Here is a 25,519-nt window from a genome sequence, read left to right as displayed (position 1 = left end):
AGGGGCCCGGCGCCCCTCGCGTTTCGGGCGCGCCGTTCTGAGCCGGTGGGATCAATGGGGGTCCAGCGGTTCGGCGATGCGTCGGGTCACCACCGGCGGCTGCGGTCCGATGTGAAACGCCAGACGGCGCTGCCGCAGGTGCACGTCGGCCGCGGTCACACGGTCGAAGCGCCGCAGGTGCTCGACCCAAGATTCATCGATGAAGTACTCGGTGTACAGCCCCGGGTCGTTGACGTCGCGAAACAGCTCCCAGGCCAGCGCGCCTTGACGCAGGCGGCTGCGGCGGCTTTCCTTCATCACCTCACGGAAGGCGGCGGCCTGCGCCGGGTCGATGCGGTATTCGATGGTCACGAGCACCGGTCCGGCGTCCGGGGCGATCGGGGTGGCGGTGACCGGCGGCTTCCAGGCCTGCGAGGGCGTGAGGTCTTCTTCGGCCTTGCCTTCGATACGCCAGCGGCGGGCCCAGGGGAGCAAGGCCATGCCGGTGACGGCCGCGGCCAACAAGCTCAAGGGCACGGAGCCGAGCGTGGCCACTTTGCCCCATAGCGCGGCGGACAGGCCGGCGCTGCCCATCAAGGCCATTTGGTAGATCGACATGCCGCGGGCGCGCACCCAATCCGGCAGCGCCAGTTGGGCAGCCACGGTCAAGGTGTTGGCCACCGTGATCCAAGCCATGCCGCTGAAAAACATCGCCGGCACGGCCACCCAGACATTGGGGGCGAAGGCCACGATCACGGTCATGGCCGCTTGCACGATGCTGCCGCGATTGACCAAGGTGTCGCGGTCGTAGCGGGCGCGCAGCCGCTGCAGCTGAGAGGCGGCCACCACGGCGCCGCAGCCCATGGCCGCCAGCAGCATCGTGAACGTGCCGGCTCCACCGCCTTGCAGGCCGCGGGCCACCAGCGGCAGCAAAGCCAGCACGGCGGTCGATTGCAAGAAGAACAGCGCAATGCGCAACAGCACGGCGTGCATGCGGGTGGACTGACGCACGTACTGCCAGCCCACGCGGATGGCGCCGAGGAAGCGCTCGCCGGGCAAGGCACTGACGGTGCGCTCGCGCTTCCAGCGCATGATCACGAAGCCGGCGGCCACCGACAAAGCGGCATTGAGCACGAAGACATACGCGCTGCCCAGCGCGGCGATGATCGCGCCGGCCAGCAGCGGGCCGATGATGCGCGAGGCATTCATCGCGATGCCGTTGAGCGCCAAGGCGGCGGGCAATTGCACCCGTGGCACCAATTCGGGCACGATGGCGGCGAACACGGGCCAACGCATGGCCAGACCGATGCCATTGGCAAAGGTCAGCACCAGCAGCAACACCGGCGAGATGGCATCGGTGAGCACCAAGGTGCAAGTCACCACGGCCACGCCGGCCACCCAGAACTGGGTGACCATGAAAAACCGCCGCCGATCCAGGATGTCGGCCAAGGCGCCGCTGGGCAGTCCCAAGAGGAAGACCGGCAGCATCGAGGCCGTCTGTACCAGGGCCACCAGGGCCGGGGAGGTCGTCAGCGTGGTCATCAGCCAGGCCGCGGCCACATCGTTCATCCACATGCAGGTGTTGGCCACCAACCAGGTGATCCAGAGCATGCGGAAGACCGGCTGGGTCAGCGGCGCCCAGGCGGAGGCCGACACCGCCGCCGTGGCGGGCGAAGACGTGGGGGACGGGGAAGAATCAGACGGGTTCAAGGCAAGCCCGATGATGCCTCAAACCCGACGAGTTTGCGCATGCCGCGCCAGCGGCGTTCAGCCTGGATTCAGCAGCTTGCGTTGGCGTCGGCCACGGCCAAGGCCGTGATGTTGACGATGCGCCGCACCGTGGCCGAAGGCGTGAGGATGTGCGCCGGTGCGGCCGCCCCCAGCAAGATGGGGCCGACCGTCACGCCCTGGCCGCCGGTCATCTTCAGCACGTTGAAGAGGATGTTGGCTGCATCCAGATTGGGCAGCACCAGCACGTTGGCCGCCCCGCGCAGGGTGGAGCCGGGCAGAAAGGTCTCACGCACGGCCTCGCTGAGGGCCGCGTCGCCGTGCATCTCGCCATCGGCCTGCACATCCGGGCGGCGTTGCACGAAGAGATCGCGCGCGGCGCGCATCTTGCGCGCCGAAGGGCGCGTGCTGGAGCCGAACATCGAGTGCGACAGGAAGGCCACGCGCGGCGGCAGCCCGAAGCGACGCACCGCATCGGCGGCTTGCACCGCGATGTCGGCCAACGTGGCCGCGTCGGGGTCCTCGTTGACGAAGGTGTCGGCGATGAACAGCGTGTGCTTGTCCAGCATCAGCGCGTTCATCGCGGCCCAAGCGCTGGCCCCAGGCTTCAAGCCGATGAGGTCGCGCACGTGTTCCAGGTGGGCTTCATAGCGCCCCACCAGGCCGCAAACCATGCCATCGGCATCGCCCAGGTGCACCATCATCGTCGCGATCAGCGTGTTGGATCGGCGCAGGGCCACCTTGGCCATCTCGGGCGTGACGCCATCGCGGGCCTTGAGCCGGTGGTAGGTTTCCCAGTACTGGCGAAAGCGCGGGTCGTCCTCGGGGTTGACCACCTCGAAGTCGCGCCCGGGTTGCAGGCGCAAGCCGGCGCGCTCCAGCCGCATCTGGATCACATGGGGCCGGCCCACCAGGATCGGCCGGACCATCTTTTCGTCCAGCGCGATCTGCACCGCGCGCAGCACCCGTTCGTCCTCGCCTTCGGCATAGGCGATGCGCCGCGGCGCGGCCTTGGCCGCTTGGAAGACCGGCCGCATGAACAGCCCGGTGTGGGTGACGAAGCGGGTGAGCGACTCGCGGTAGGCCTCCAGATCGGCGATCGGGCGGGTGGCCACGCCGGAGTCGGCTGCGGCCTTGGCCACGGCCGGGGCGATGCGCAGGATCAGGCGGGCATCGAAGGGCGTGGGGATGAGGTAGTCCGGGCCGAAGCGCAACTCTCGGCCGGCATAGGCCGAGGCCACCTCGTCACTGATTTCGGCTTTGGCCAGCTCGGCGATCTCGCGCACGCAGGCCAGCTTCATCGCCTCGGTGATGCGCGTCGCACCGCTGTCGAGCGCGCCGCGGAAGATATAAGGAAAACACAGGACGTTGTTGACCTGGTTGGGGTAGTCCGAACGGCCGGTGGCGATGATGCAGTCGGGCCGCGCGGCTTTGGCCACCTCGGGGCGAATTTCCGGTTCCGGATTGGCCAGCGCCAAGATGATGGGCCGCTCGGCCATGGTCTGGACCATCTCGGCCGTCAGCACGCCCGGGGCCGAGCAGCCGAGGAAGACATCGGCCCCCCGCACCGCATCGGCCAGGGTGCGCGCCTCGGTTTTTTGCACATAGCGCTGCTTGGATTCGTCCAACCGGTCTTCGCGCCGGTCATGCAAGACCCCCTTGGAGTCGCACACGAAGATGTGCTCGCGTCGGACGCCCAGCGCCACCATCAGGTCCAGGCAGGCGATGGCTGCCGCACCCGCCCCCGAGACGGCCAGCTTGACCTCGTCGATGCGCTTGCCCACCAACTCCAGGCCATTGAGCAGCGCAGCCGCAGAGATGATGGCCGTGCCGTGCTGATCGTCGTGAAAGACGGGGATGTTCATGCGCTCTCGCAGCTTCTTTTCGATGTAGAAGCACTCGGGCGCCTTGATGTCCTCCAGGTTGACGCCGCCGAGGGTGGGCTCCAACGCGGCGATGATCTCGATCAGCTTGTCGGGGTCTTTCTCGGCCAGTTCGATGTCGAAGACATCGATGCCGGCGAACTTCTTGAACAGACAGCCCTTGCCTTCCATCACCGGCTTGCCCGCCAGCGGCCCGATATCGCCCAGGCCCAGCACGGCGGTGCCATTGGTGACCACACCGACCAGATTGCCGCGTGAGGTGTAGTCAGCCGCCAGGCGAGGGTCCTCCTCGATGGCCAGGCAGGCATAGGCCACACCGGGCGAGTAGGCGAGCGACAGGTCGCGTTGGTTGGACAGGGGTTTGGTGGGGGTGACGGCGATTTTGCCGCGCACCGGGCTGCGATGGTATTCGAGGGCGGCGTCGCGCAGGGCTTGTTCGGCAGGCGACAGCGGGGTCTTGGCGGCCATGGGTGCTCCTTGAAGCTTGCGGGGCGCTGAGGTGCCCCGCAAGCCTCTAGCCTACGCTTTTGCGCCGCGCGGATTAATCACCGCAGAAGTTGGGCAGCTTACGCTGCCGGCCCCAGGCCCCGAGGCCTTCATCGCCACACATCCACCACGGTGCGTCCACGCACCTGACCGGCCAACAGCTTTGGGCAATAGTCGATCACCTCGCTCAGGCCGATCTCGGTGATCATGGTCTCCAGTCGTTCGGCCGGCACATGCTGCGCCAGCAGATCCCAGGCCTTGCGGCGTGTGTCGTGGTCGGTGAAGACGCTGTTGATGCCGTACAGCGTGACTCCCCGCAGGATGAAGGGCATCACCGTGCCGGGGAAGTCGGAGCCTTGCGCCAGGCCGCAGGCGGCCACGGCCCCGTTCCAGCGCGTGGCAGCGCAGGCATTGGCCAGGGTGTGGCTGCCCACGGTATCGACCACGCCGGCCCAACGCTCGCTTTGCAGCGGCTTGCCCGGTTGGGCGAATGCCTGGCGATCCACGCAGCGGGCCGCCCCCAGGCTGCGCAGATAGTCCGCCTCCTGCGGCCGCCCGGTGGAGGCCACCACCGTGTAGCCTAGGCTGCCGAGCAAGGCCACGGCGATGGAGCCCACGCCGCCGGCGGCGCCCGTGACCAGCACCTCTCCGTCGCCGGGCTGCAAGCCGTGGCGCTGCAAGGCCATCACGCACAGCGCAGCGGTGAAGCCGGCCGTGGCGATCGCCATCGACTGCCGGGCGGTGTAGGCCGCCGGACGCCGCAGCAGCCAACCGGCCTTCAGACGGGCCTTCTGAGCCAGGCCGCCCCAGTGGGTCTCGCCCAGTCCCCAGCCGGTCACCACCACCGGGTCGCCCGGCTGCCAGGCTGGATCGCGGCTGGCTTCCACCGTGCCGGCCAGATCGATGCCGGGCACCATCGGCCAGGCGCGCACGATGGCCCCGCGGCCCGTGATGGCCAGCGCATCCTTGTAGTTGAGGGTGGAATACTCGACCTTGACGGTCACCTCGGCCTCGGGCAGCTGGGTGTCGTCCATATCGACCAGCGCGGCCCGGGTCTGGCGGTCCTCCTGGCTCAGGAGCAAGGCTTTGAACATCGGGGTGTCTCCTTCCACAACAGCCCCGATCTTGGCCCAAAACCGGATTCAATGGTGCAGCGGCTCCAGCACGCCCACCAGCGCCAGGCGGCTGCGGTCGGCATGCGAGCGCCAGCGGGCATGGCAGGCGGGCACTTCCACTTCGACCGGTTCGGTCTGCGAGACCCAGTCCAGGGCCTCTTGCAGCAAGCCGGGGCGGCTGGCGGCGTGCTCCAGGGCCTGGCACCACAGGAGCTTCATGCGTTCGCCAGGCGCGCAGCCATGCTGCACGCGGTGGGCGCGTTCATAGCGTTCACGACAATCGGGCGGCTCGATGTGGCAGCATTCCCAGCGCCCCGTGATGTCGGGCATGGGGCGCACCAGCGAAGGCTCGATGCTATCGGCTTGGGCGTCATACAGCCCAAGCAGGGTCAAGCCATCCGCAAAACGGATGCGGGCGAGATGTTGGGTCATGGGGCAAACGGACATCAAATTCTTGGGTGGGGGCGCAGCCGCTCGCACCGGTTCGGGCTTCGAGCACTGCGGCTGGCGACACCAAATGCTGCGTATAGGACCACAGGTTGGCCCTCGAGTGCCTCCCACTTTTGGGGGAAAAATGGGGGAGTCGGGCGCGCGCCGGACGCCTGCGATCGGGTGCGTTCACAATGCGCACATGGACAGCGATGCCATGCACCCGTGATGATGGATGCCGAACGTCCCTTGGCCCTGACGATGGGCGACCCTTGCGGCATCGGCCCGGAAATCCTGGCGCGCGCGCTGGTGGCCGGCGCCATTCCGGCGGCCGTGGTGGTGGGCGATGCCGCCGTGATGCGACGCGCCTTGGCTTGTGTCGGGCAGCAAGCGCCGGTGGTGGTGCTCGAGCACCCGGATGAAGCGGCCTGGGTGCCCGCTGGCGCCGTGGCCGTGTACCAGCCTGCGGGCCTGCCCACGGGCTTGGCCGAGCTGCCTTGGGGCCGGGTCGATGCGCGCGCTGGCGCGGCGGCGGCCTGCTGCGTGCGCCAGGCCATGGCCTGGGCCCGCGCGGGGACGGTGGCCGGTATCGTCACCGCGCCGCTGCACAAGGAGGCGCTGGCCGCCGCGGGCGAGCCCTATCCCGGCCACACCGAAATGCTGGCCGCCGAAGCCCTCGGCCCGGGCCAGGCCGCGCCGGCCGTGCGCATGATGCTGGCCAACGAAGAACTCAAGACCGTGCTGGTGAGCATCCATGTGTCGCTGCGCGAGGCCATCGAACGGGTGACGCAGTCGGCCGTGCTGGAGACCATCCGCATCACGCATCGCAGCGCGGCGTTGTGGGGGCAGCCGCAGCCGCGCATCGCGGTGGCCGGGCTCAACCCGCATGCCGGCGAGGGCGGCCTGTTCGGCGACGAGGAAATCCGTCACATCGCCCCGGCCATCGAGGCCGCTCGCGCCGAAGGGATCGACGCGCGTGGTCCCTTTGCGCCCGATACGGTCTTCATGCGGGCCCGCCACGCCCCCGGCCATCCGGGCGAGTTCGATGTGGTCGTGGCGATGTATCACGACCAGGGCTTGATCCCGGTGAAGTACCTCGGGGTGGACCAAGGCGTCAACGTGACGCTTGGGCTGCCGTTCATCCGGACCAGCCCCGACCATGGCACGGCTTTCGACATTGCCGGCCGCGGCCAGGCCGACCCCTCCAGCCTGATTGCCGCCGCCCGCATGGCTCGCCGGCTCAGCGCTGGCTGTTCGCGGTGAGCTCGGCCAGCTGCTTGCGTGCCCGCGCCACGGCGCGCTCGATCAGATAGGCTTGCTCGAAGGCGCGGAAGCGCCCGGTCTCGCACATCTTGGTCAGCATGCGGCCGGTCATCGAGACCAGGGTCTGGTGCTTCTTGCCGTGGCTGAAGATGAAGAAGGTCCGCCCCGGGCTCACCCAGTTCAGCCGCACCTTTTTCCACTGCCCGTCCAAGTGCATCTGATAGGCCACGCCGGGCTGCACATGCTGCACCAAGGCCACGCCCTGCGTGGGCTGTTCGGGCCGCATCTCGGGCTCGAGTTCCTCGAGGTTGATGTCCACGTCCGTGCCGCCGGCGGGCGCGCTGCCCAGGTCGATGTCGAGCTGGCCGTCCCAGTCGATGGCCGTCTCGGCCACCAACCCGACGCGCTGGGCCTCGTCGGGCGAAAAATTCGTCTCCGGGATCGCCGCGGCAGCCGTTGCCTCGGTAGGAGGCACTTCCTCGGCCGTGGGCACGACCAGCCGGTCCAGCCCCTGCAACTGGACGTCGAGCTGACGCAGCTGGAAGTCGGTCAGCGGCTGGCCTTTGAGCGACTGGGCGTGCAAGGGCAGCAACTCGGCAAAGAATGCCTTCTTCTGCTCTTCGGGGTGATGGATCAGCGCCAGGCCCTCGTGCAGCGTCTTCATCAACTGCGGCAGCGCCAAGATGAACTGCTTGCGTTCGGCCGGCGTGGCTTTGGGTTGCAGCGACATCACCAGTTCACGCCCGACGCGGCGGATGCGCCGCGTCGTCTCTGCGTCAGGCCCATGCCGCACCGTGGCCTCCACCTCGACCTGGGTCCATACCTTCACCAAGAAGTCGCGGATGAATTCGGGCAGGTCGATCGACGCCAGCACGCCTTGCACCTGCATTTCATGCCGGTGCACGATGCGCAACTGCGCCTCTTTGTTGGCCAGCAAGGCCACCGCCTCGGCATGCGCCAGGGCCTCGTCATGCGCTTGCTCTTGCACGAAGGCTTCGAGGGCGCGCAACTTGCCCTCGTACAGATCCATCTGGTCGAAATCGCCCTCGACGATTTGCTGCACCAGTTCACGCACCAGACTCAAAAAGCGCCGGCCTGGGCCCTCGTCGAAGTCTTCGAAGGCACAGGCAATGGAGGCCATGCGGTTGACGAACTTGCGCACCGGGTGGCTGCGCGAGGAGAAGAACTGCACGTCCTTGAGCGCCACTCGCAGCACCGGCAGCTGCAGCCGGGCGATCTGGCGGGCCATCTGCGGCGGCACCTTCGGGTCCGACAGGATCTGATCGAACAGCGAGGCGACGATGTCGATCACCATGTGATCGAGCGCCCCGCTGCTGGCGCGCATCAGTTCTTCACGGTGTGCGCGGATCAGGTTGACGGCCATCAGGCCGCTGAGGCCTGAATGCAGCCCTTCAGGGGCCGAGGCCGCCGGCGCAGCGGCCGCCCCGCTGCTTCCCCAGCCTCCGGTGCTCACCGCGTCCAGCGCACCGGGGCCGCTGGTCAAGTAGGCCAAGCGGCGGATGACGTCGAGCATCTGCGCATCGGAGGCCAGCGGCGCGCCCGCAGAGACGGGGCCGCCCAGGGCCCCGGCACCCGATGGCCCGCCCACGGCCCCGGCCGAGGTCGCGCCGCCGAGCGACAAGCCGCCCGTGCGGCTCGGGCTGGGGCTGCCCAGGCTGCCTGCACCGCTGGGGCCGAAGCCGGCCGGCGCAGGCAGGCCGAACAAGGCGCTCAGGGCTTGTGCCGCCTGATGCGGGTCGGCCAGGGAGCCAGCGCCCGAGTGGCGAAACGGCACGGCCGGCGCGGTGACACCCCCGGTGCCCGAAATGACGGCGCTGCGCACGGCCAGGCCCACCGGCTGGATGCCGCGTGCGCTGAGATCGGCCACGATCGCCCCGTAGCACTGGCGCATCGCCTTGGCCAGACCATGCCCCAGTTCACGGGCCAAGGTCTGGCGCACCGCGGCTTCCGGACTGACCACTTCGATGCTGCGGAACAACGCCTTGCCGATGACGTCCGGTCGCACGGGGTTGCGTTCCGGGTCGGGCCGGCCCAGGCCCAGCAGCGAGCCCATGTAAGCATCCAGCTCCCGCAGTTCCCACTCGCACTCGTGCTCGATGTCCAGCCCGAGTCGATGCGCCGTCACTTCCTCCTCGACCTCATGGTCGCCCACCAGGCTGAGGGAGGTCCAGTCGGTGCTGGCCAAGCTGCGGCCGCCACCGACGCGCGGCGTGATTTCCTGAGCGACCTTGTCGTTGAGCACCGAGGTGAAGGTCATGTTGAAGGCCGACAGCTTGTGCTGCAGATCGAACTGCGCCGACATGTAGGACTGGCGCTGCGCGTTGCTCTTGGCCGACAGCGCGAGCATGCCCAGCGCGTCGACCACGCGGCTGGCGGTGGACGACGCGGTGTTCACGATCTTTTGCACGGCCGCCTGCATGGCGGCGTGGAGTCGCGGGTCGGGCAGGGTCATGGGACTTGCGTTGGCAAGGTGAAACAGTATGACCCGAAAACCGCTGAGTGCAGCCAGGAGCCGCGCCGTCGGCGCACGGCATCCGGCCGCAGCGTGCCAAATTGGGCACAGGTGCACCATGGCGGCGGCCCGCCCGGCACGCCAGGCCGCCGCGCTGGTAACGTTTACTTACTTTTCAGCGCATCGCGAATTTCGCGCAGCAGCACGATGTCTTCCGCGGGGGCCGGTGGCGCCGAAGCCGGCGGCGGAGGTTGACGCTTGAATCGGTTGATCTGCTTGATCATCAGGAAGATGATGAACGCCAGTATCAGGAAGTTGATCGCCACGGTGATGAAGTTGCCATAGGCGAGCACCGCGCCGGCTTTCTTGGCTTCGGCCAAAGTCTGGGCCGTCTGTCCTGCCAGCGGGAGGAAGTAATTGGAGAAGTCCAGCCCGCCGAACAGGGTGCTGACCACGGGCATGATCACGTCGCCCACCATCGAGTCGACGATCTTTCCGAAGGCACCACCGATGATCACCCCGACGGCCAGATCGACGACATTGCCCTTGACGGCAAATTCCTTGAACTCGCGCATGAAACCCATTCGGCTCTCCTGGAGTTGGGGATCCGTGGCGCCTGCGCCGACGGTGCTTGCAGTATGCCTGCGGTCATGCGGGCGGCCAAGCCGTGCGGCCCGGCCCAAGGGGCTGCGCCCCTCGGGATGAGACCCGCGCTGGCTGGGCGAGCCCGCAGTCCGCTAGAATCGCGGGTTGCCCCTAATCAAAGACGTGCTTTCCGAGGATCCCCCATGAGTGATCAGCCAGTGGACAAGAGCCGCCGTACCTGGGTCGCCATTGCCTGTGGCGCGGGCGCCGTTGGCGGCGTGGCCACCGCCATCCCCTTCGTCAGCACCTTCCAACCGTCCGAGCGGGCGCGGGCCGCTGGCGCCGCGGTGGAGGTGGACATCAGCACGCTCAAGCCCGGCGAGATGATCACCGTGGAGTGGCGAGGCAAGCCGGTGTGGATCCTGCATCGTACGCCCGAGCAGATCGCATCCCTGGCCAAAACCGAGTCCCAAGTGGCCGATCCGAAGTCCGAGCGGACCCAGTACCCCACACCGGAGTACGCGCGCAACCAGCACCGCTCGATCAAGCCGGAGATCTTCGTGGGTGTGGGCATTTGTTCGCACCTGGGCTGCTCGCCGGTGTCGAAGTTCACGCCGGGAGCCCAGCCCTCGCTGCCCGATGATTGGCAGGGGGGGTTCCTGTGTCCCTGCCACGGTTCCACCTTCGACATGGCCGGGCGCGTGTTCAAGAACAAGCCTGCGCCGGACAACTTGGAAGTGCCGCCGCACATGTACCTGTCCGACACCAAGCTGTTGATCGGTGAGGACAAGCGGGCCTGAACCCCGATGCACGGACAAGAAAAGGTGACACCCCATGGCTGAATTCAAAGAGGCGCCGGTCGACGCCACCGCAGGCCAGAAGCTGCTGACCTGGATCGACAACCGCTTTCCGCTCACCAAGCTCTACAAAGAGCACATGGGCGAGTACTACGCGCCCAAAAACTTCAACTTCTGGTATGTGTTCGGCTCGCTGGCGCTGGTGGTGCTGGTGATCCAGATCGTCACGGGCATCTTCCTGGTGATGCACTACAAGCCCGATGCGAACCTGGCTTTCGCATCGGTGGAATACATCATGCGCGACGTGCCCTGGGGATGGCTGATTCGCTACATGCACTCCACGGGCGCCTCGGCCTTCTTCATCGTCGTCTATCTGCACATGTTCCGCGGGCTGCTGTACGGCTCGTATCGCAAGCCGCGGGAGCTGGTGTGGATCTTCGGCTGTGCGATCTTCCTGTGCTTGATGGCCGAAGCGTTCTTCGGCTACCTGTTGCCCTGGGGGCAGATGTCTTACTGGGGCGCGCAGGTGATCGTGAACCTGTTTGCCGCCGTGCCCTTCGTCGGCCCGGACCTGGCCCTGCTGATTCGCGGTGACTATGTCGTCTCCGACGCAACCCTCAACCGCTTCTTCAGCTTCCATGTCATCGCCATCCCGCTGGTGCTGCTGGGCCTGGTGGTGGCGCACATCATCGCACTGCACGAAGTGGGCTCCAACAACCCCGATGGCATCGAGATCAAGGCCAAGAAGGACGCCCAAGGCCGTCCGCTGGATGGCATTCCGTTCCATCCCTACTACACGGTGCACGACATCTACGCGCTGAGCGTGTTCCTGATGGTGTTTTCCGCCGTGGTCTTCTTCGCGCCCGAGTTCGGCGGCTACTTCCTGGAGTACAACAACTTCATTCCGGCCGACCCGTTGAAGACCCCGGCGCACATTGCCCCGGTGTGGTATTTCACGCCCTATTACTCGATGTTGCGTGCCACCACGGACTTGATGGTCAACGTGCTCGTGGTGCTCATTGCGCTGGCGGCGATCTTGGCGGTGTTGCGCGGCGGCTTTGGTGCCAAGGGCAAGTTGGCCGTCATCGTCGGCGCCTTGGTGGCCGCCGGTCTGCTCAAGGCCTTCGACGCCAAGTTCTGGGGCGTGGTGGTCATGGGCGGCGCCGTGATCATCATGTTCTTCCTGCCCTGGCTCGACCGCAGCCCGGTCAAGTCCATTCGCTACCGTCCCAACTGGCACAAATACATTTACGGCGCGTTCGTGCTGGTGTTCATGGTGCTGGGTTATCTGGGCATCCAACCGCCGTCGCCCACCGGTGAACTGATCTCTCAGATCGGCACGCTGTTCTACTTCGGCTTCTTCCTGCTCATGCCTTGGTGGTCGCGCCTGGGTGAGTTCAAGCCGGTGCCCGAGCGTGTGACCTTTGCCGCCCACTGAGCCCGCCGGAGTCTGTCCCCATGAAAAAAATGATCCAAACACTGCTGGCCGCGCTGGTGCTGAGTGTCGGTCTGTCTACGGCCCATGCGGCAGGCGGTGGCATCGCCTGGGACAAGTTTCCCAAAGAGCGGGTCACCGATCTGGCTGCGCTGCAAAACGGTGCCAAGCTCTTCGTCAACTACTGCCTGAACTGCCACTCGGCGGCCTTCATGCGCTACAACCGCCTGCGCGACATCGGCCTGACCGAGGAGCAGATCAAAAACAACCTGATGTTCACCACCGACAAGGTCGGTGAAACCATGAAGGTCGCGATCGACCCGAAGATGGCCAAGGAATGGTTCGGGGCCAACCCGCCGGATCTGACCGTCATCGCCCGTTCGCGTGCGGCTGCTGGCAAGGGCTCGGGGGCCGATTACCTCTATACCTTCTTGCGCACCTTCTACCGTGACGACACCAAGGCCACGGGCTGGAACAACCTGGCGTTCCCCAGCGTGGGCATGCCCCATGTGTTGTGGGAGCTGCAAGGCCAGCGTGTGGCGCGTTTCGCCCAGCAGCCCGATCCGCACGATCCGAGCAAGACCATCGAGGTGTTTGCTGGTTTCGAGCAGATCACGCCGGGCAAGATGAACGAGGCCGAATACAACTCGGCCATCGCCGACCTGGTGGCTTTCCTCCAATGGATGGGGGAGCCGGTCCAAAACCAGCGTGTGCGCCTGGGCGTGTGGGTGCTGATCTTCCTGGCCGGCTTTACCTTCATCGCTTGGCGCTTGAACGCTGCCTACTGGAAAGACGTGAAATGAGACGGGCGTGATGCTGGCCGCACGGCATGCGGTGCAGCGTCAGCCCCAGCCGGAGTGGGCCCGCCGACGCGTCCCACTCCTTTCGTTTTTAGGATCTCTCGCCTCATGAGGAGCTCACCGCCATGATGGTGCTTTACTCCGGAACCACTTGTCCTTACTCGCACCGTTGTCGCTTCGTGCTGTTCGAGAAGGGCATGGACTTCGAGATCCGCGATGTCGATCTGTATGCCAAGCCCGAGGACATCGCGCTGATGAACCCGTACAACGAGGTGCCCATCCTGGTGGAGCGCGACCTCATCCTGTACGAGTCCAACATCATCAACGAGTACATCGACGAACGCTTTCCTCATCCGCAGCTGATGCCCGGTGATCCTGTGGCGCGGGCCCGCGTGCGGCTGTTCTTGCTCAACTTCGAGAAAGAGCTGTTCACCCATGTCAACGTGCTGGAGTCGCGAGGCATCAAGCCCACCGACAAGCAGCTCGAGCGGGCGCGCGCTCAGATCCGTGATCGCCTGACCCAACTGGCGCCCATCTTCCTGAAGAACAAGTACATGCTGGGCGAGGACTTTTCGATGCTCGACGTGGCCATTGCCCCGTTGCTGTGGCGTCTAGACTACTATGGCATCGATCTGTCCAAGAACGCCATGCCGCTGCTCAAATATGCCGAACGCATCTTCTCTCGGCCGGCCTACATCGAAGCGCTGACCCCGTCCGAAAAAGTCATGCGCAAGTGATGACGCGATGAGCGAGCCCAACGCACCCGAGAGCCCGGAGGTCGCCTCCACGCGGCCCTATCTGATTCGTGCCTTGCACGACTGGTGCACGGACAACGGCTTGACGCCCTACCTGGCCGTCTACGTGGACGATTCGGTGCAGGTGCCGCGAGAGTACGTCAAAAATCGCGAAATCGTCCTCAATGTCAGTTTCGAGGCCACCAGCGGGCTCAAGCTGGGCAACGACACGATCGAGTTCCGGGCTCGTTTCGGCGGTGTGGCCCGTGACATCGTGCTGCCGGTGGACCATGTGATCGCCATCTACGCCCGCGAGAACGGCCAGGGCATGGCCTTCCCGATGCCGGCGGCCGCTGCCGCCGGCCCATCCCCGGCGCCTGCCGACGGGGCCCCAGCAGCGACGACGGCGCGCGCCAGTGGCGGGCCGCTCAAGCTCGCGGCCGGCCCCTCGTCGGGCGAGCCGCCTGCCGAGCAACCGCCCGAGCCTCCGCCGCCCCCCAGCGGGGGGCGTCCCGCGCTCAAGCGGGTGAAATGAGCCTTTTACAATCCCGAGACATCGCATCATTTCCGTCCAGGCCGCCGGCTTAGCTCAGTTGGTAGAGCAACCGCCTTGTAAGCGGTAGGTCATCCGTTCGAGTCGGATAGCCGGCACCATGGCATCATGGTCCCCACGGGGGCAGGGGTGGCCAGCGATTCTGCAGGCAACGGGCTGCCGTCTACGCATAGAATCCGGCCCATGATGAAGCGACTGTTGTCCTTCGTGGCGCTTTTGCTCCTGGTGGCCACGACCCAGGCGCTGCCGACGGCGGCCGCCTCTGGGCTGGGGGCTGCCGTTGCGCAGCCGCAGGTCGAGTTCACCGCCGATGTCTCTTGGCCTGCGCCCAGCAGCCACGCCGGCGGCTCGGAGGAGTCGGCGACGGATTCCTCCGTGCCCGTGGATCCGGCCGTGGAGTTCCATGCCGTCGAGACCGTCGGCGCACAGCTGGCTCAGCCTCGGTTCGCACAGACCTGGACCGGCCATTTGGGCGCCCGACCCGTGGCATCGCCTGCGCTGGAGGGCTTGCTGCGGCCCCCGAAGCGCGCCGGGCGGGGCGCTTGAGACCCGCAGCGGCCCGGGTCGCGTCCGCGCCACAGGCTGGCCGACATGGCCGCCGCCGTGCGGCGGCTCGACGTTTTGTCCTTCCCTTTGTTGGAGCTTTGTCCATGAACGAGAACACGGTTCTTTCATCCTCCTTGGGCGCATCGATCCCTTCGGCCCAAGAGCGCAACCGCGTTTTGCGCAACACCTACTGGCTGCTGGCTTTGTCGATGGTGCCCACCGTGCTGGGCGCTTGGCTGGGCTTGGCCACCGGCTTGGCGCGAGCCATGTCGCCGATGGTGAGCCTGGTGGTGTTTCTGGGCGGTGCGTTTGCCTTCATGTTCGCGATCGAACGCACCAAGAATTCGGCTGCCGGCGTGCCGGTGCTGTTGGCCTTCACCTTCTTCATGGGCGTGATGCTGTCGCGCCTGGTGGGTGTGGTGTTGGGGCTGGCCAATGGCGCGAGCCTGATCATGACCGCCTTTGCCGGCACCGGTGCGATCTTCTTCGGCATGGCCGCCTTGTCCTCGATCATCAAGCGCGATCTCAGCTCGATGGGCAAGTTTTTGTTCGTCGGTGCGATCATGCTGCTGGTGGCTGGCATCGCCAACGTGTTCATCCAATCCAGCGCGTTGATGATCACCCTGTCGGTCTTGGCGATCGGCATTTTTTCGGCCTTCATCCTGCATGATCTCAAGCGCGTGCAAGACGGCCTGGAAACCAACTACATCACGGCCACGCTGGGCGTCTATTTGAGCCTGTATAACGTGTTCCAGTCGTTGCTGGCCCTGTTGGGCGTGTTTGGCGGCCGCGACGAATAACATGCCGCGGCGGTGCTGGCCGCTGGCCCACGCGGCCGCACGGTCGGGCCGTCCGTGACACCTGCACGGCCCGTTACGGACGGTTTCCGTTCTCGGGATCAGTTCGATTGAACCTTCACCCGGATTGCGCTAACCTGCCAGCCCTGTTGGCGTAAGGCCGCTTCCAAACGCGGCTGAAGCTGGCGCAGTTTGGCCGCGACCGCGGTGTTGGGCGCCAGCAACGTCCAACCCGTGTCATCGACCGGCCCGGGCTTCACATGGGCCGCGATGGCCGCAGGCAGGAGGGGGCGAATGCCCTCGAGGCGCGATTGAGATTCGCGCAGGAGTCGTTGAAGCCGCTCGAGCACGGTGTGGCGGTTCATGGCCTCTTGGATGGGCAGCGTGCGATCTGCGCGGGCATTCATGAGGTGGGAGTGTACCGATGCAGATCATGATCACGCACAGCCGCTTCACCCGCACGCATGTGTGGACGCTCAGCCGCTGGCAGCTGGCCGCGGTGCTGAGCGGTGCGCTGGGCCTGATGCTGCTGCTGTCGGGGCTGGTCTACCACTTCATCTTTCTTCAGGCCGCGCGTGAAGGCTGGCCGGTGGTCAGCCAAATCGTGCGTCTGGTGGTCAAGGACGAGTTTGCCCAGCGTGATCGCTTCATGCGGGAGAACCTCGATGCGATGGCCCGCCGGGTCGGCGAGATGCAAGCCCGCTTGCTGCAGCTCGAAGCCGTGGGCGAGCGCGTCTCGGACATGGTCGGACTCAAACCCGACGACATCAAAGCGGCGCTGCCGGATGGACCCAAGGGCGGCCCCTATGTGCCCAGCGCGCAGCCCTCGTTCGAGCAGCTGCAGCGCATGGTGGACGAGCTGGACCATGCCGCGGCACTGCATGCGGACCTGTTCACGCTGATCGAATCCCAGCTGTTCGAGCAGCGCATGCAAGCTCTGAGGATTCCGAACACGCGCCCGGTCGATGGCCCCACCAGCTCGGGGTTTGGCTTCCGGCTGGATCCTTTCACGGGCCGGCAGGCCCTGCACACGGGTTTGGATTTCCCAGCGCCGGTGGGCACGCCCATCCTGGCGGCCGCCGGGGGGGTGGTGATCGCGGCCGAAGACCATCCGGCCTATGGTTTGATGGTGGACATCGACCACGGCAATGACCTGGTCACCCGCTACGCCCATGCCTCGAAGCTGCGGGTCCAACCGGGGGATCTGGTCAAGCGCGGTCAGGTGATTGCCGAGGTCGGCTCGACCGGCCGCTCCACCGGCCCGCATCTGCACTTCGAGGTGCTCGTCTCTGGCGTGCCCCAGAACCCCGCGCGTTTTCTGGCCGACGCCGGGCAGTCCAAAGCCTTGGCCCAGAGTGCGAGAAGCCGGCCTGCGCGGCCTTGAGTGGAACGGCGCAAGCCCATCTCCTGCCTTGCGCGAGCTTCCATGACCGGGGCAGCGCCGCCCCGACGATTGTGACTGCGGATTCACGGTGAGCCACGCCCGGCCCGAAGGCCCGGTGCTAAACTCGATCGCTTTAGAGCTTTCGGGGCCGGCTGCGCCTGTCGGACCCGCGCCGAGCGACGCATCGAACCGGTGCCACTTCCTTTCCCGATGTGTTTCCGACGGCCTGGTCCCCGAGGTCCGTCCATCGTTTCAAATCACCCCATCACGCATGTTGCCCAAGCTTCTCACCCAGATTTTCGGCAGTCGCAACGACCGGCTCCTCAAGCAGTACCGGCGCGTGGTGGAGCGCATCAATGCCATGGAGCCTCAGTACGAGGCCTTGGACGATGCGGCCCTGCAGGCCAAGACAGGCGAGTTCCGGCAGCGTCTGGCCCAGGGGGCCTCGCTCGACGACTTGCTCCCCGAGGCCTTTGCCGTGGTGCGTGAAGCCAGCAAGCGGGTGCTCAAGATGCGTCACTTCGACGTGCAGCTCATCGGCGGCATGGCGCTGCACGACGGCAAGATCGCCGAGATGCGCACGGGCGAGGGCAAGACGCTGACGGCGACTTTGCCCGTATATCTGAATGCGCTGGCGGGCAAGGGCGTGCATGTGGTCACGGTCAACGACTACTTGGCTCGCCGCGATGCCGAGTGGATGGGGCGCCTCTATGGCTTCCTCGGGCTGAGCGTGGGCGTGAACTTGCCGCAAATGTCGCGCGAGGACAAGCAAGCAGCTTACCGCGCCGACGTGACCTATGGCACCAACAACGAGTTCGGCTTCGACTACTTGCGCGACAACATGGTCTATGAGCCGGGCGATCGGGTGCAGCGTGGTCTGCACTATGCCATCGTCGACGAAGTGGACTCCATCCTGATCGACGAGGCCCGCACGCCGTTGATCATCAGCGGCCAGGCCGAAGACCACACCGAGCTGTATCAACGCATCAACCAGGTGGTGCCGCTGCTGAAGCGGCAGATCGGAGAGGCCGACCCCCGTACCGGTGAAGGGGTGATCGAGCCGGGCGACTTCACGATCGACGAGAAGAGCCGCCAGGTCTTCCTGACCGAACAGGGCCACGAGAATGCCGAGCGCGTGCTGACCCAGGCCGGTTTGTTGGCCGAGGGGGCGAGTCTGTACGACCCATCGCACATTGCGCTGCTGCACCATTTGTATGCCGCGCTGCGTGCCCATCATCTGTTCCATCGCGACCAGCACTATGTGGTGCAAAACGGCGAGGTGATCATCGTCGATGAGTTCACCGGCCGCTTGATGGTCGGGCGCCGCTGGTCCGATGGCTTGCACCAAGCGGTGGAGGCCAAGGAGGGCGTGGCCATCCAGGCGGAGAACCAGACGCTGGCGTCGATCACCTTCCAGAACTATTTCCGCATGTATGCCAAGTTGGCCGGCATGACCGGCACGGCCGACACCGAGGCGTACGAGTTCCAGGAGATCTATGGTCTGGAGACGGTGGTCATCCCACCGAACAAGCCCACGCAGCGCAAGGACGAGCTCGATCGCGTCTACAAGACCAGCCGCGAGCGCTACGAGGCGGTGATCGCCGACATCCGCGAATGCCATGAGCGTGGCCAGCCCGTGCTGGTGGGCACGACCTCGATCGAGAACTCCGAGCTGCTGTCGGATTTGCTCACCAAGGCCGGATTGCCGCACCAGGTGCTCAATGCCAAGCAGCATGCCAAGGAGGCCGAGATCATCGCCCAGGCCGGCCGCCCGGGCATGATCACGATCGCCACCAACATGGCCGGCCGCGGCACCGACATCGTGCTCGGCGGCAACGTGGACAAGCAGGTGCAGCTGATCGAGGCCGACGACTCGCTCAGCGAGGCCGAGAAGCAGCAGCGCATCGACAAGCTGCGCGCCGAATGGCGCAGCCTGCATGAGCAGGTCAAGGCTTTGGGTGGGCTGCGCATCATCGCCACCGAACGCCATGAGTCGCGTCGCATCGACAATCAGCTGCGTGGTCGCGCCGGCCGCCAGGGTGATCCTGGTTCTTCGCGGTTCTATCTCTCGCTGGAAGATCCGCTGATGCGCATCTTCGCGGGAGATCGCGTCAAGGCCATCATGGACCGCCTCAAGATGCCTGATGGGGAAGCCATCGAGGCGGGCATCGTGACGCGCTCCATCGAAAGCGCGCAGCGCAAGGTCGAAGCACGCAACTTCGACATCCGCAAGCAGCTGCTCGAGTATGACGATGTGGCCAACGACCAGCGCAAGGTCATCTACCAGCAGCGCAACGACATCCTCGATGCCACCGATGTCAGCGCCCAGATCGCCCATTTGCGAGAGGGGGCGCTGACCGATGTGGTGCGCAGCTACGTGCCCGTCGACAGTGTCGAAGAGCAGTGGGATCTCGAAGGGTTGGAGAAAACCCTGCGCGAGGAGTGGCAGCTGGATGTGGATTTGCGCCAGTGGGTCGAGTCCAGCGAGGCGGTGTCGGACGAGGACATCGTCCAGCGTGTGGTGCAAGCCGGCCATGCGGCCTATCAGGCCAAGGTGGACCGCGTGGGCAAGGAACAGTTTGCGCAGTTCGAACGCATGGTGTTGCTGCAATCCCTGGACACCCATTGGCGCGAGCACCTGGCGGCGCTGGACTACTTGCGGCAGGGCATCCATTTGCGTGGCTATGCGCAGAAGAATCCCAAGCAGGAATACAAGCGAGAAGCCTTCGAGCTTTTCGCTCAATTGCTGGATGTGGTGAAGATGGAGGTCTCGCGCATTTTGCTGACGGTGCGCATCCAGACCCAGGAGCAGGTGGCTCAAGCGGCCGAGGCCATCGAGGACAAAGTCGGACACATCTCGAACGTGACCTACACCCATCCGAACGAAGACGGTTCGGTGGCCAGTGAAACCGACCCGCGCACGGCCACCGTCCAGGTGCCCAAGGTGGGGCGTAATGAACCTTGCCCGTGCGGCAGTGGCAAGAAGTACAAGCATTGCCATGGCAAGTTGAACTGAGGTCGATCATGCCGGTGAATCTGCAAGCTCCCGACCCCAAGGCCTTGCACCCGGTCCCCGGGGTGCGCATCGGCACCGCGATGGCCGGTGTGCGCAAAGCTCATCGCAAGGATGTGTGTGTGTTCGTGCTCGACGAGGGGGCGGCCGTCGCAGGGGTGTTCACGCGCAATCGCTTTTGCGCCGCCCCGGTGCAGGTGGCCCGCGAGCATCTGGCCGCCGCACGAGGGATTCGCGCTTTGGTGATCAACACAGGCAATGCCAATGCGGGCACCGGAGAGGAGGGCTTGGCCCATGCGCGGGCCACCTGCGCTGCCCTGGCTGGTCATCTTGGCGTGGAGCCCACTCAGGTGTTGCCCTTTTCCACTGGTGTGATCATGGAGCCGCTGCCGGTGGATCGCATCGTGGCGGGGCTGCCCGTGGCTTTGGCCGGTCTGAAGGCCGACGGCTGGGCCGATGCGGCGCAGGCCATCATGACGACCGACACGGTGCCCAAAGCGGTCTCCACGCAAGTGAGCATCGGCGCTCAGACGGTGACGATCACCGGCATTGCCAAAGGGGCCGGCATGATCCGTCCCAACATGGCCACGATGCTGGGTTTCATCGCCACCGACGCGAACATCGATCCAAGCCTGCTGCCTGCGTTGGTGCGCCAGGCTGCCGATCAGTCCTTCAACCGCATCACCGTCGATGGCGACACCTCGACCAACGATGCCTTCGTGCTCATGGCCACGCGCCGGGCGCGGCATGCGGCCATCACGGCGCTCGAATCGCCTGAAGGGCTGGCGCTGCAAGAAGCCCTCATCGGCGTGGCGCAGCAACTGGCGCAGGCCATCGTGCGGGATGGCGAAGGCGCCACCAAGTTCATCACCGTGCGCGTGGAAGGCGGCGCCACTGCGGATGAGTGCCGCAAGGTGGCGTATGCCATTGCCCATTCGCCATTGGTGAAAACGGCGTTTTACGCCAGCGACCCCAACCTGGGCCGCATTCTGGCGGCCGTGGGGTATGCGGGCATCGAGGATCTGGATCAGACCAAGATCGACCTGTATCTCGACGACGTGCATGTGGCCCAGCGGGGGGGGCGTCATCCGCAGTACAAGGAAGAAGACGGCCAGCGCGTGATGAAGCGCTCGGACATCACCGTGCGGGTGCTGCTGGGCCGCGGCTCAGCCGAGGCCACGGTGTGGACCTGCGATCTCTCGCACGACTACGTCAGCATCAACGCTGACTATCGCAGCTGAGTCTCGACGTGCGTTTCGGGCTCGAACCGCACGGTGTCCGTATGCGGGGCGGCCTGCTCATCGCTTGGCGCAGGCCCAGCGCCAGCGGATCTCAGGCAGCGGCCTTGCGAGACGCCGCCTGCTTGGCCGCCGCCTTGCGGGCCGTGGCCGTTTTGCGGGCGGCGGAGGTGGCGCGGCCCGTTGGCTGGGCCTTGGCCTTGGACAACTGGTCCACGGCCTGGCTGAGCGCATCGATGCGCGCGATCAGGGCCTGGACATCCTTGTGACTGGGCACGCCCAGCTTGTTCAAGGCGCGCGCGACGCGCTCTTCGAAAATGGCTTCGAGCTTGTCCCAGTGCTGACCGGCACGGTCGGTGATCTCGCCGGCCATCGCACTCATCTTGCCGGTCATCTGGCCGATGGTGTCCTCGGCCACAGCCTGCGTTTTGCGCTGCAGGGACACCCCTTCCTTGACCAGCGCCTCAAAGACCTTGCTGCCTTCGGCTTGCGCCTTGGAGAACGCGCCCAGGCCGGCCAGCCAGATTTGCTGAGCCGATTCACGCACGGTGGCCGCGAGTTGAGAGTCGAACAGCCCAGCGGGCGTGGCGGCCTTGCTTTCGGCCGCCTTTTGCGCTTTCTTGACCATGGGGCATCCTTCCAGGTTGGGTGGAGACAGGACCACTATAGAAGGGTGCCGTAGGCACGACAGCCCAATTCTTTAGTGAGGCGCCTCTATGGCGGCCTGGGGGATGGCGCGCAGCATCGGCGCTCGCCGAACCGCAAGAGGATGCGCGGCATTCATGTCTGAACGACCGAAAATGTAACGGCATGACGCGCCGCTCGTGGGCGGTTGACTGCAAAAAGCGCGCGCATGTCGCGGGCTTGCTGCAAATGACCTCAACTGCGCTCATCTTGCAGGGTTTCTGGCGCGAGCGCGGCAGTTGATCGGTCGTGCGGGGCTTGCGTACCATCCGAGGCCTTGTTCAGTTCGACGGCCCGATGACGACCCCTTCTTTCGATGCGGCCGCACCGGCGGCCGGCGTCTGCGCGCACTGGGCGCAACGCAGTCTTGCGCAGGTCTGGCATCCCTGCACCCCGATCCAGCGCCAGGCGCGCTCGGCACCCTTGCCTTTGGTGCGGGGGCAAGGGCCCTGGCTGTTCGATCCCGACGGGCGGCGTTATTTCGATGCGATCAGCTCGTGGTGGGTGAATCTCTTCGGCCATGCCGATGAGCGCATCGCGGCGGCCGTGAAAGATCAGCTCGACCGCTTGCCCCACGTGATGTTGGCCGGCTGCACGCACGAGCCGGCGGTGAGGTTGGCCGAGCGTTTGTCGGCGCGCACCGGCGGCGTGCTGGGGCATGCGTTTTATGCCAGCGACGGCGCCAGCGCGGTGGAAATCGCGCTGAAGATGAGCTTCCACAGCTGGCGCAACCGGGGCCGCACGGCCAAGCGCGAGTTCGTCTGTTTGCGCGGCGGCTATCACGGGGAAACCTTGGGGGCGCTGGCCGTGACCGACGTGCGGGTGTTCCGAGACGCCTATGACCCGCTGCTGCTGCGCACGCATCAGGTGATGTCCCCCGATGCGCGCCAGGCCCAGCCCGGCGAGACGGGCGCCGAGGTGGCGCAGCGGGCGCTGGCGCAGATGCAGGCGCTGATGGAGGCGCGGCATGAGCATCTGGCGGCGGTCATCGTCGAGCCGCTGGTGCAGGGGGCCGCGGGCATGGCCATGCATGATGCGGCCTATTTGCGTGGACTGCGCGCCCTGTGCGACCGCTACGAGGTGCACTTGATCGCCGATGAGATCGCCGTGGGCTGCGGGCGCACCGGCAGCTTCTTCGCCTTCGAGCAAGCCGCCTGCGCCGGTGAGGCGCCGCTGTGGCCGGATGTGCTGTGCCTGTCCAAGGGCATCAGCGGCGGCTTTCTGCCCTTGTCGCTGGTGATGGTGCGCGAGTCGATCTATGCCGCGTTCCTGGACGAGCGCAGCGAGCGCGCCTTCTTGCATTCGCATTCGTACACCGGCAATCCGCTGGCCTGCCGTGCCGCGCTGGCCGTGCTCGACCGTTTCGATGACGAGCCCGTGCTGGAGCGCAACCGCGTGGTGGCCGACCGCTTGGCTGCGGCGTTGGCCCCGTTGGCGCAAGACCCGCGCATCGAGCACCTGCGACGCTGCGGCACCATCCATGCCTTCGACGTCAAGGCCCAGCACGCAGGCGAGGACTTTGCCGAGCGCTTCCATCGCGCCGGGCTGGCGCAGGAACTGCTGATCCGCCCGATCGGCCGCAGTGTGTATCTGATGCCGCCCTACGTGCTCGATGAGGCGGGGGCCGATTGGCTGGCGCAGCGGGTGCGCCGCACGCTGGAGGCTGTGCTGTCCGGAGGATGCCATGCTGCTTGACCATCTGCGCCAGCAACTGGCCGAGCGCGAGGCGCAGGCCCTGCGCCGCCGGCGTCGCACCGCGCACACACCCTGCCAACCGCGCCAGGTGCTGGCGGCCGATGGGGCCGCGCCGCGCGAGCTGCTGAGCTTTTGCAGCAACGACTACCTGGGCTTGGCCGCGCACCCGGCGCTGCGCGAAGCCTTGGCCGAGGGGGCGGCCCGCTATGGCGCCGGCAGCGGCGCCTCGCACCTCATCAATGGCCATGGCGTGGCCCATGCGCGGCTGGAGGCTCAGTTGGCCGAGCTGTTGTCGCCCCATTGGCCCGAGCTGGCCGTCTTGAGCTTTTGCACCGGCTACATGGCCAATCTGGCGGTCCTGACCGCCTTGGGGCAGGCCCAGGCCACCTTGCTGTGTGAAAGCCTCAACCATGCCTCCTTGATCGACGGAGCGCGTCTGGCGCGAGCGACGGTCATGATCTATCCGCACAACGACGTGGCGGCGCTGGAGGGGTTGCTGGCGCGTTGCACCTCGACGCTGCGCTTGATCGTCACCGATGCGGTGTTCAGCATGGACGGCGACCTCGCCCCGCTGGAGGCGCTGCTGGCCTTGGCCGAGCGCCATGACGCTTGGCTGATCGTGGACGATGCCCATGGCTTTGGCGTTTTGGGCGCCCACGGACGCGGCAGCTTGGAGCATTTCGGCTTGCGCAGCCAACGCATCATCTACGTGGGCACCTTGGGCAAGGCCGCTGGCGTGGCCGGGGCTTTCGTCGCGGCCCATCCCACGGTGATCGAGTGGCTGGTGCAAAGCGCGCGCAGCTACATCTATACCACTGCCGCTCCGCCAGCGGTGGCCCATGCCGTCAGCGTGAGCCTGGGCTTGATGTTCGGCGAAGAGGGCGCGCGCCGGCGAGCCGCCTTGCGTGAGCGCATCTCGCAATGGCGCCGCGGCTTGGCCCAGGGCCTGCCCGCCGGCTGGCGGCTGGCGCCATCATTCACGGGCATTCAGCCCCTGATCCTGGGGGACAACGACGCGGCTTTGGCCCTGTCGGCCGCTTTGGAAGCCCGTGGCTTGTGGGTGCCTGCCATCCGGCCCCCCACGGTGCCTCCGGGCACGGCTCGCTTGCGAGTGGCTCTCAGCGCGGCCCATACGGCCGAGGACGTGGACCGCCTCATCGAGGCGGTGCGTGCGGCGGCTTTCGAGGTGGGAGATGGCTCATGAAGTCGTTGCAAGGCTGGTTCGTCACGGGCACCGATACCGAGATCGGCAAAACCACCATCAGCGCTGGGCTGTTGCACGCCTTGGGGCGCCGTGGGTGGCGCGTGGCCGGCTACAAGCCGGTGGCCGCGGGCACGCAATGGCGTGAGGGCCGTCGTGTCAATGACGACATCGAACGCCTGCGTGCCGCCTCCACCGAGCCGCTGGATGCCGAGGAGGTCTGCGCCTGCCTGCTCGATGCCGCGTGCGCCCCCCATGTGGCTGCACGCCAAGCCGGCGTGTCGATTTCGCTGCAGGCGCTGCTGGACGGCGCGCAGCGCTTGGCCGGGCGGGTGGACCGACTCATCGTCGAGGGCGTGGGCGGCTTTCTCGTGCCGCTGGACGAGCAACACGACACGGCGGAACTGGCCGTGCGCCTGGGTCTGCCGGTGATCCTGGTGGTGGGGCTGCGCTTGGGCTGTCTCAACCATGCGTTGCTCACCGCCGAAGCCGTGCGTGCTCGGGGTTTGCGGCTGGCTGGCTGGGTGGGCAATGCGGTGGACCCCCGCATGCCCTGGCGACAAGACAATGTCGAGACCTTGCGCTTGCGTTTGGCGCGGGATTTCGAGGCGCCGTGCGTGGGCGTGGTGCCCCCGTTGAGCGAGCCCCACGCCGCCGCGGTGGCCGCCCATCTGGATCCGTCGGTGCTGGAGCCGGGCTGA

The 25,519-nt window shown here is 66.3% G+C and carries 22 protein-coding genes and 1 tRNA gene; 15 read left to right on the top strand and 8 right to left on the bottom strand.

Going from position 1 to position 25,519, the window contains the following annotated elements:
- Window positions 1–51: 51 nt before the first annotated feature.
- From CTA01S_RS03100 to CTA01S_RS03085, 4 genes are all read right to left on the bottom strand, one after another.
- On the bottom strand, window positions 52–1,635 hold the full coding sequence (locus CTA01S_RS03100) for an MFS transporter (protein ID WP_019560563.1): 1,584 nt from the start codon (window positions 1,633–1,635) through the stop codon (window positions 52–54).
- 122 nt (window positions 1,636–1,757) lie between these two features.
- Window positions 1,758–4,058, bottom strand: coding sequence for an NADP-dependent malic enzyme (locus tag CTA01S_RS03095; protein WP_062192057.1), 2,301 nt, complete (start codon window positions 4,056–4,058; stop codon window positions 1,758–1,760).
- Between the two features lie 128 nt (window positions 4,059–4,186).
- A complete protein-coding gene (gene acuI / locus CTA01S_RS03090) occupies window positions 4,187–5,170 on the bottom strand; it encodes an acrylyl-CoA reductase (NADPH) (RefSeq protein ID WP_019560565.1) in 984 nt (327 codons plus the stop codon).
- 48 nt (window positions 5,171–5,218) lie between these two features.
- Complete coding sequence (locus CTA01S_RS03085) at window positions 5,219–5,623, bottom strand: hypothetical protein (protein ID WP_062192053.1); 405 nt, start codon at window positions 5,621–5,623, stop codon at window positions 5,219–5,221.
- 225 nt (window positions 5,624–5,848) lie between these two features.
- Between CTA01S_RS03085 and pdxA the strand changes: the two genes are divergently transcribed.
- Window positions 5,849–6,883: a 4-hydroxythreonine-4-phosphate dehydrogenase PdxA gene (pdxA, locus tag CTA01S_RS03080; protein WP_062192050.1), complete on the top strand. Its 1,035-nt coding sequence runs from the start codon at window positions 5,849–5,851 to the stop codon at window positions 6,881–6,883.
- Here pdxA and CTA01S_RS03075 read toward each other — a convergent pair.
- Window positions 6,861–9,356: a DUF1631 family protein gene (locus CTA01S_RS03075; protein WP_062192047.1), complete on the bottom strand. Its 2,496-nt coding sequence runs from the start codon at window positions 9,354–9,356 to the stop codon at window positions 6,861–6,863. The genes pdxA and CTA01S_RS03075 overlap by 23 nt on opposite strands.
- Before the next feature lie 164 nt (window positions 9,357–9,520).
- Window positions 9,521–9,940 (bottom strand): large conductance mechanosensitive channel protein MscL, encoded by a 420-nt coding sequence (gene mscL / locus CTA01S_RS03070; protein WP_062192044.1) that lies wholly within the window; start codon window positions 9,938–9,940, stop codon window positions 9,521–9,523.
- A 204-nt stretch (window positions 9,941–10,144) separates the two neighbouring features.
- Here mscL and petA point away from each other — a divergent pair, with 204 nt between their 5' ends.
- From petA to CTA01S_RS03030, 8 genes are all read left to right on the top strand, one after another.
- Window positions 10,145–10,741, top strand: coding sequence for a ubiquinol-cytochrome c reductase iron-sulfur subunit (gene petA, locus CTA01S_RS03065; protein ID WP_019560570.1), 597 nt, complete (start codon window positions 10,145–10,147; stop codon window positions 10,739–10,741).
- A 34-nt stretch (window positions 10,742–10,775) separates the two neighbouring features.
- Entirely contained in the window at window positions 10,776–12,176 is a 1,401-nt protein-coding gene (locus CTA01S_RS03060) for a cytochrome b (RefSeq protein ID WP_062192040.1), read from the top strand.
- A 20-nt stretch (window positions 12,177–12,196) separates the two neighbouring features.
- A complete protein-coding gene (locus tag CTA01S_RS03055) occupies window positions 12,197–12,976 on the top strand; it encodes a cytochrome c1 (protein WP_019560572.1) in 780 nt (259 codons plus the stop codon).
- Window positions 12,977–13,098: 122 nt separating this feature from the next.
- On the top strand, window positions 13,099–13,710 hold the full coding sequence (locus CTA01S_RS03050; RefSeq protein WP_019560573.1) for a glutathione S-transferase N-terminal domain-containing protein: 612 nt from the start codon (window positions 13,099–13,101) through the stop codon (window positions 13,708–13,710).
- Between the two features lie 7 nt (window positions 13,711–13,717).
- Window positions 13,718–14,242, top strand: a complete 525-nt coding sequence (locus tag CTA01S_RS03045; RefSeq protein ID WP_062192037.1) for a ClpXP protease specificity-enhancing factor — start codon at window positions 13,718–13,720, stop codon at window positions 14,240–14,242.
- Window positions 14,243–14,285: 43 nt separating this feature from the next.
- Window positions 14,286–14,361 (top strand) — tRNA-Thr (locus CTA01S_RS03040).
- A gap of 82 nt (window positions 14,362–14,443) precedes the next feature.
- A complete protein-coding gene (locus tag CTA01S_RS03035; protein WP_062192033.1) occupies window positions 14,444–14,806 on the top strand; it encodes a hypothetical protein in 363 nt (120 codons plus the stop codon).
- 104 nt (window positions 14,807–14,910) lie between these two features.
- On the top strand, window positions 14,911–15,606 hold the full coding sequence (locus CTA01S_RS03030) for a Bax inhibitor-1/YccA family protein (RefSeq protein ID WP_019560576.1): 696 nt from the start codon (window positions 14,911–14,913) through the stop codon (window positions 15,604–15,606).
- Window positions 15,607–15,704: 98 nt separating this feature from the next.
- Here the strand turns inward: CTA01S_RS03030 and CTA01S_RS03025 are convergent, their stop codons facing one another.
- Complete coding sequence (locus CTA01S_RS03025; RefSeq protein WP_232300970.1) at window positions 15,705–15,968, bottom strand: DciA family protein; 264 nt, start codon at window positions 15,966–15,968, stop codon at window positions 15,705–15,707.
- A gap of 59 nt (window positions 15,969–16,027) precedes the next feature.
- Here CTA01S_RS03025 and CTA01S_RS03020 point away from each other — a divergent pair, with 59 nt between their 5' ends.
- From CTA01S_RS03020 to argJ, 3 genes are all read left to right on the top strand, one after another.
- Complete coding sequence (locus tag CTA01S_RS03020; RefSeq protein ID WP_062192030.1) at window positions 16,028–16,987, top strand: M23 family metallopeptidase; 960 nt, start codon at window positions 16,028–16,030, stop codon at window positions 16,985–16,987.
- A gap of 271 nt (window positions 16,988–17,258) precedes the next feature.
- Window positions 17,259–20,003: a preprotein translocase subunit SecA gene (gene secA, locus CTA01S_RS03015; RefSeq protein WP_019560579.1), complete on the top strand. Its 2,745-nt coding sequence runs from the start codon at window positions 17,259–17,261 to the stop codon at window positions 20,001–20,003.
- Window positions 20,004–20,011: 8 nt separating this feature from the next.
- Window positions 20,012–21,241 (top strand): bifunctional glutamate N-acetyltransferase/amino-acid acetyltransferase ArgJ, encoded by a 1,230-nt coding sequence (gene argJ / locus CTA01S_RS03010; RefSeq protein WP_062192026.1) that lies wholly within the window; start codon window positions 20,012–20,014, stop codon window positions 21,239–21,241.
- A gap of 91 nt (window positions 21,242–21,332) precedes the next feature.
- Here the strand turns inward: argJ and CTA01S_RS03005 are convergent, their stop codons facing one another.
- Window positions 21,333–21,866: a phasin family protein gene (locus CTA01S_RS03005; protein ID WP_062192023.1), complete on the bottom strand. Its 534-nt coding sequence runs from the start codon at window positions 21,864–21,866 to the stop codon at window positions 21,333–21,335.
- Between the two features lie 353 nt (window positions 21,867–22,219).
- On the opposite strand from CTA01S_RS03005, the gene bioA reads away from it, so the two are divergent.
- Genes bioA through bioD form a run of 3 tightly spaced genes read left to right on the top strand, consistent with a single transcriptional unit; the run spans window position 22,220 to window position 25,519 of the window.
- On the top strand, window positions 22,220–23,617 hold the full coding sequence (gene bioA / locus CTA01S_RS03000; protein WP_084362271.1) for an adenosylmethionine--8-amino-7-oxononanoate transaminase: 1,398 nt from the start codon (window positions 22,220–22,222) through the stop codon (window positions 23,615–23,617).
- A complete protein-coding gene (gene bioF / locus CTA01S_RS02995; protein ID WP_062192020.1) occupies window positions 23,607–24,821 on the top strand; it encodes an 8-amino-7-oxononanoate synthase in 1,215 nt (404 codons plus the stop codon). Before bioA ends, bioF begins: the two co-directional genes overlap by 11 nt.
- The gene (bioD, locus tag CTA01S_RS02990; RefSeq protein ID WP_062192014.1) at window positions 24,818–25,519 is read left to right on the top strand and encodes a dethiobiotin synthase; all 702 of its coding nucleotides are present in this window, start codon (window positions 24,818–24,820) and stop codon (window positions 25,517–25,519) included. Before bioF ends, bioD begins: the two co-directional genes overlap by 4 nt.

Source organism: Caldimonas taiwanensis NBRC 104434 (assembly GCF_001592165.1).
Lineage (GTDB): Bacteria > Pseudomonadota > Gammaproteobacteria > Burkholderiales > Burkholderiaceae_C > Caldimonas > Caldimonas manganoxidans.
This window is presented reverse-complemented; position numbering and strand designations above follow the sequence as displayed.

Excerpts from the sequence above, each read along its gene's own strand:
- CTA01S_RS03075 (WP_062192047.1), bottom strand. The coding sequence starts at position 9,356 with ATGACCCTGCCCGACCCGCGACTCCACGCCGCCATGCAGGCGGCCGTG.
- pdxA (WP_062192050.1), top strand. The coding sequence starts at position 5,849 with ATGATGGATGCCGAACGTCCCTTGGCCCTGACGATGGGCGACCCTTGC.
- CTA01S_RS03055 (WP_019560572.1), top strand. The coding sequence starts at position 12,197 with ATGAAAAAAATGATCCAAACACTGCTGGCCGCGCTGGTGCTGAGTGTC.
- acuI (WP_019560565.1), bottom strand. The coding sequence starts at position 5,170 with ATGTTCAAAGCCTTGCTCCTGAGCCAGGAGGACCGCCAGACCCGGGCC.
- CTA01S_RS03095 (WP_062192057.1), bottom strand. The coding sequence starts at position 4,058 with ATGGCCGCCAAGACCCCGCTGTCGCCTGCCGAACAAGCCCTGCGCGAC.
- CTA01S_RS03020 (WP_062192030.1), top strand. The coding sequence starts at position 16,028 with ATGCAGATCATGATCACGCACAGCCGCTTCACCCGCACGCATGTGTGG.
- secA (WP_019560579.1), top strand. The coding sequence starts at position 17,259 with ATGTTGCCCAAGCTTCTCACCCAGATTTTCGGCAGTCGCAACGACCGG.
- argJ (WP_062192026.1), top strand. The coding sequence starts at position 20,012 with ATGCCGGTGAATCTGCAAGCTCCCGACCCCAAGGCCTTGCACCCGGTC.
- bioF (WP_062192020.1), top strand. The coding sequence starts at position 23,607 with ATGCTGCTTGACCATCTGCGCCAGCAACTGGCCGAGCGCGAGGCGCAG.
- mscL (WP_062192044.1), bottom strand. The coding sequence starts at position 9,940 with ATGGGTTTCATGCGCGAGTTCAAGGAATTTGCCGTCAAGGGCAATGTC.
- CTA01S_RS03045 (WP_062192037.1), top strand. The coding sequence starts at position 13,718 with ATGAGCGAGCCCAACGCACCCGAGAGCCCGGAGGTCGCCTCCACGCGG.
- CTA01S_RS03035 (WP_062192033.1), top strand. The coding sequence starts at position 14,444 with ATGATGAAGCGACTGTTGTCCTTCGTGGCGCTTTTGCTCCTGGTGGCC.
- CTA01S_RS03060 (WP_062192040.1), top strand. The coding sequence starts at position 10,776 with ATGGCTGAATTCAAAGAGGCGCCGGTCGACGCCACCGCAGGCCAGAAG.
- CTA01S_RS03030 (WP_019560576.1), top strand. The coding sequence starts at position 14,911 with ATGAACGAGAACACGGTTCTTTCATCCTCCTTGGGCGCATCGATCCCT.
- CTA01S_RS03085 (WP_062192053.1), bottom strand. The coding sequence starts at position 5,623 with ATGACCCAACATCTCGCCCGCATCCGTTTTGCGGATGGCTTGACCCTG.
- bioD (WP_062192014.1), top strand. The coding sequence starts at position 24,818 with ATGAAGTCGTTGCAAGGCTGGTTCGTCACGGGCACCGATACCGAGATC.
- CTA01S_RS03050 (WP_019560573.1), top strand. The coding sequence starts at position 13,099 with ATGATGGTGCTTTACTCCGGAACCACTTGTCCTTACTCGCACCGTTGT.
- CTA01S_RS03005 (WP_062192023.1), bottom strand. The coding sequence starts at position 21,866 with ATGGTCAAGAAAGCGCAAAAGGCGGCCGAAAGCAAGGCCGCCACGCCC.
- bioA (WP_084362271.1), top strand. The coding sequence starts at position 22,220 with ATGACGACCCCTTCTTTCGATGCGGCCGCACCGGCGGCCGGCGTCTGC.
- petA (WP_019560570.1), top strand. The coding sequence starts at position 10,145 with ATGAGTGATCAGCCAGTGGACAAGAGCCGCCGTACCTGGGTCGCCATT.
- CTA01S_RS03025 (WP_232300970.1), bottom strand. The coding sequence starts at position 15,968 with ATGAACCGCCACACCGTGCTCGAGCGGCTTCAACGACTCCTGCGCGAA.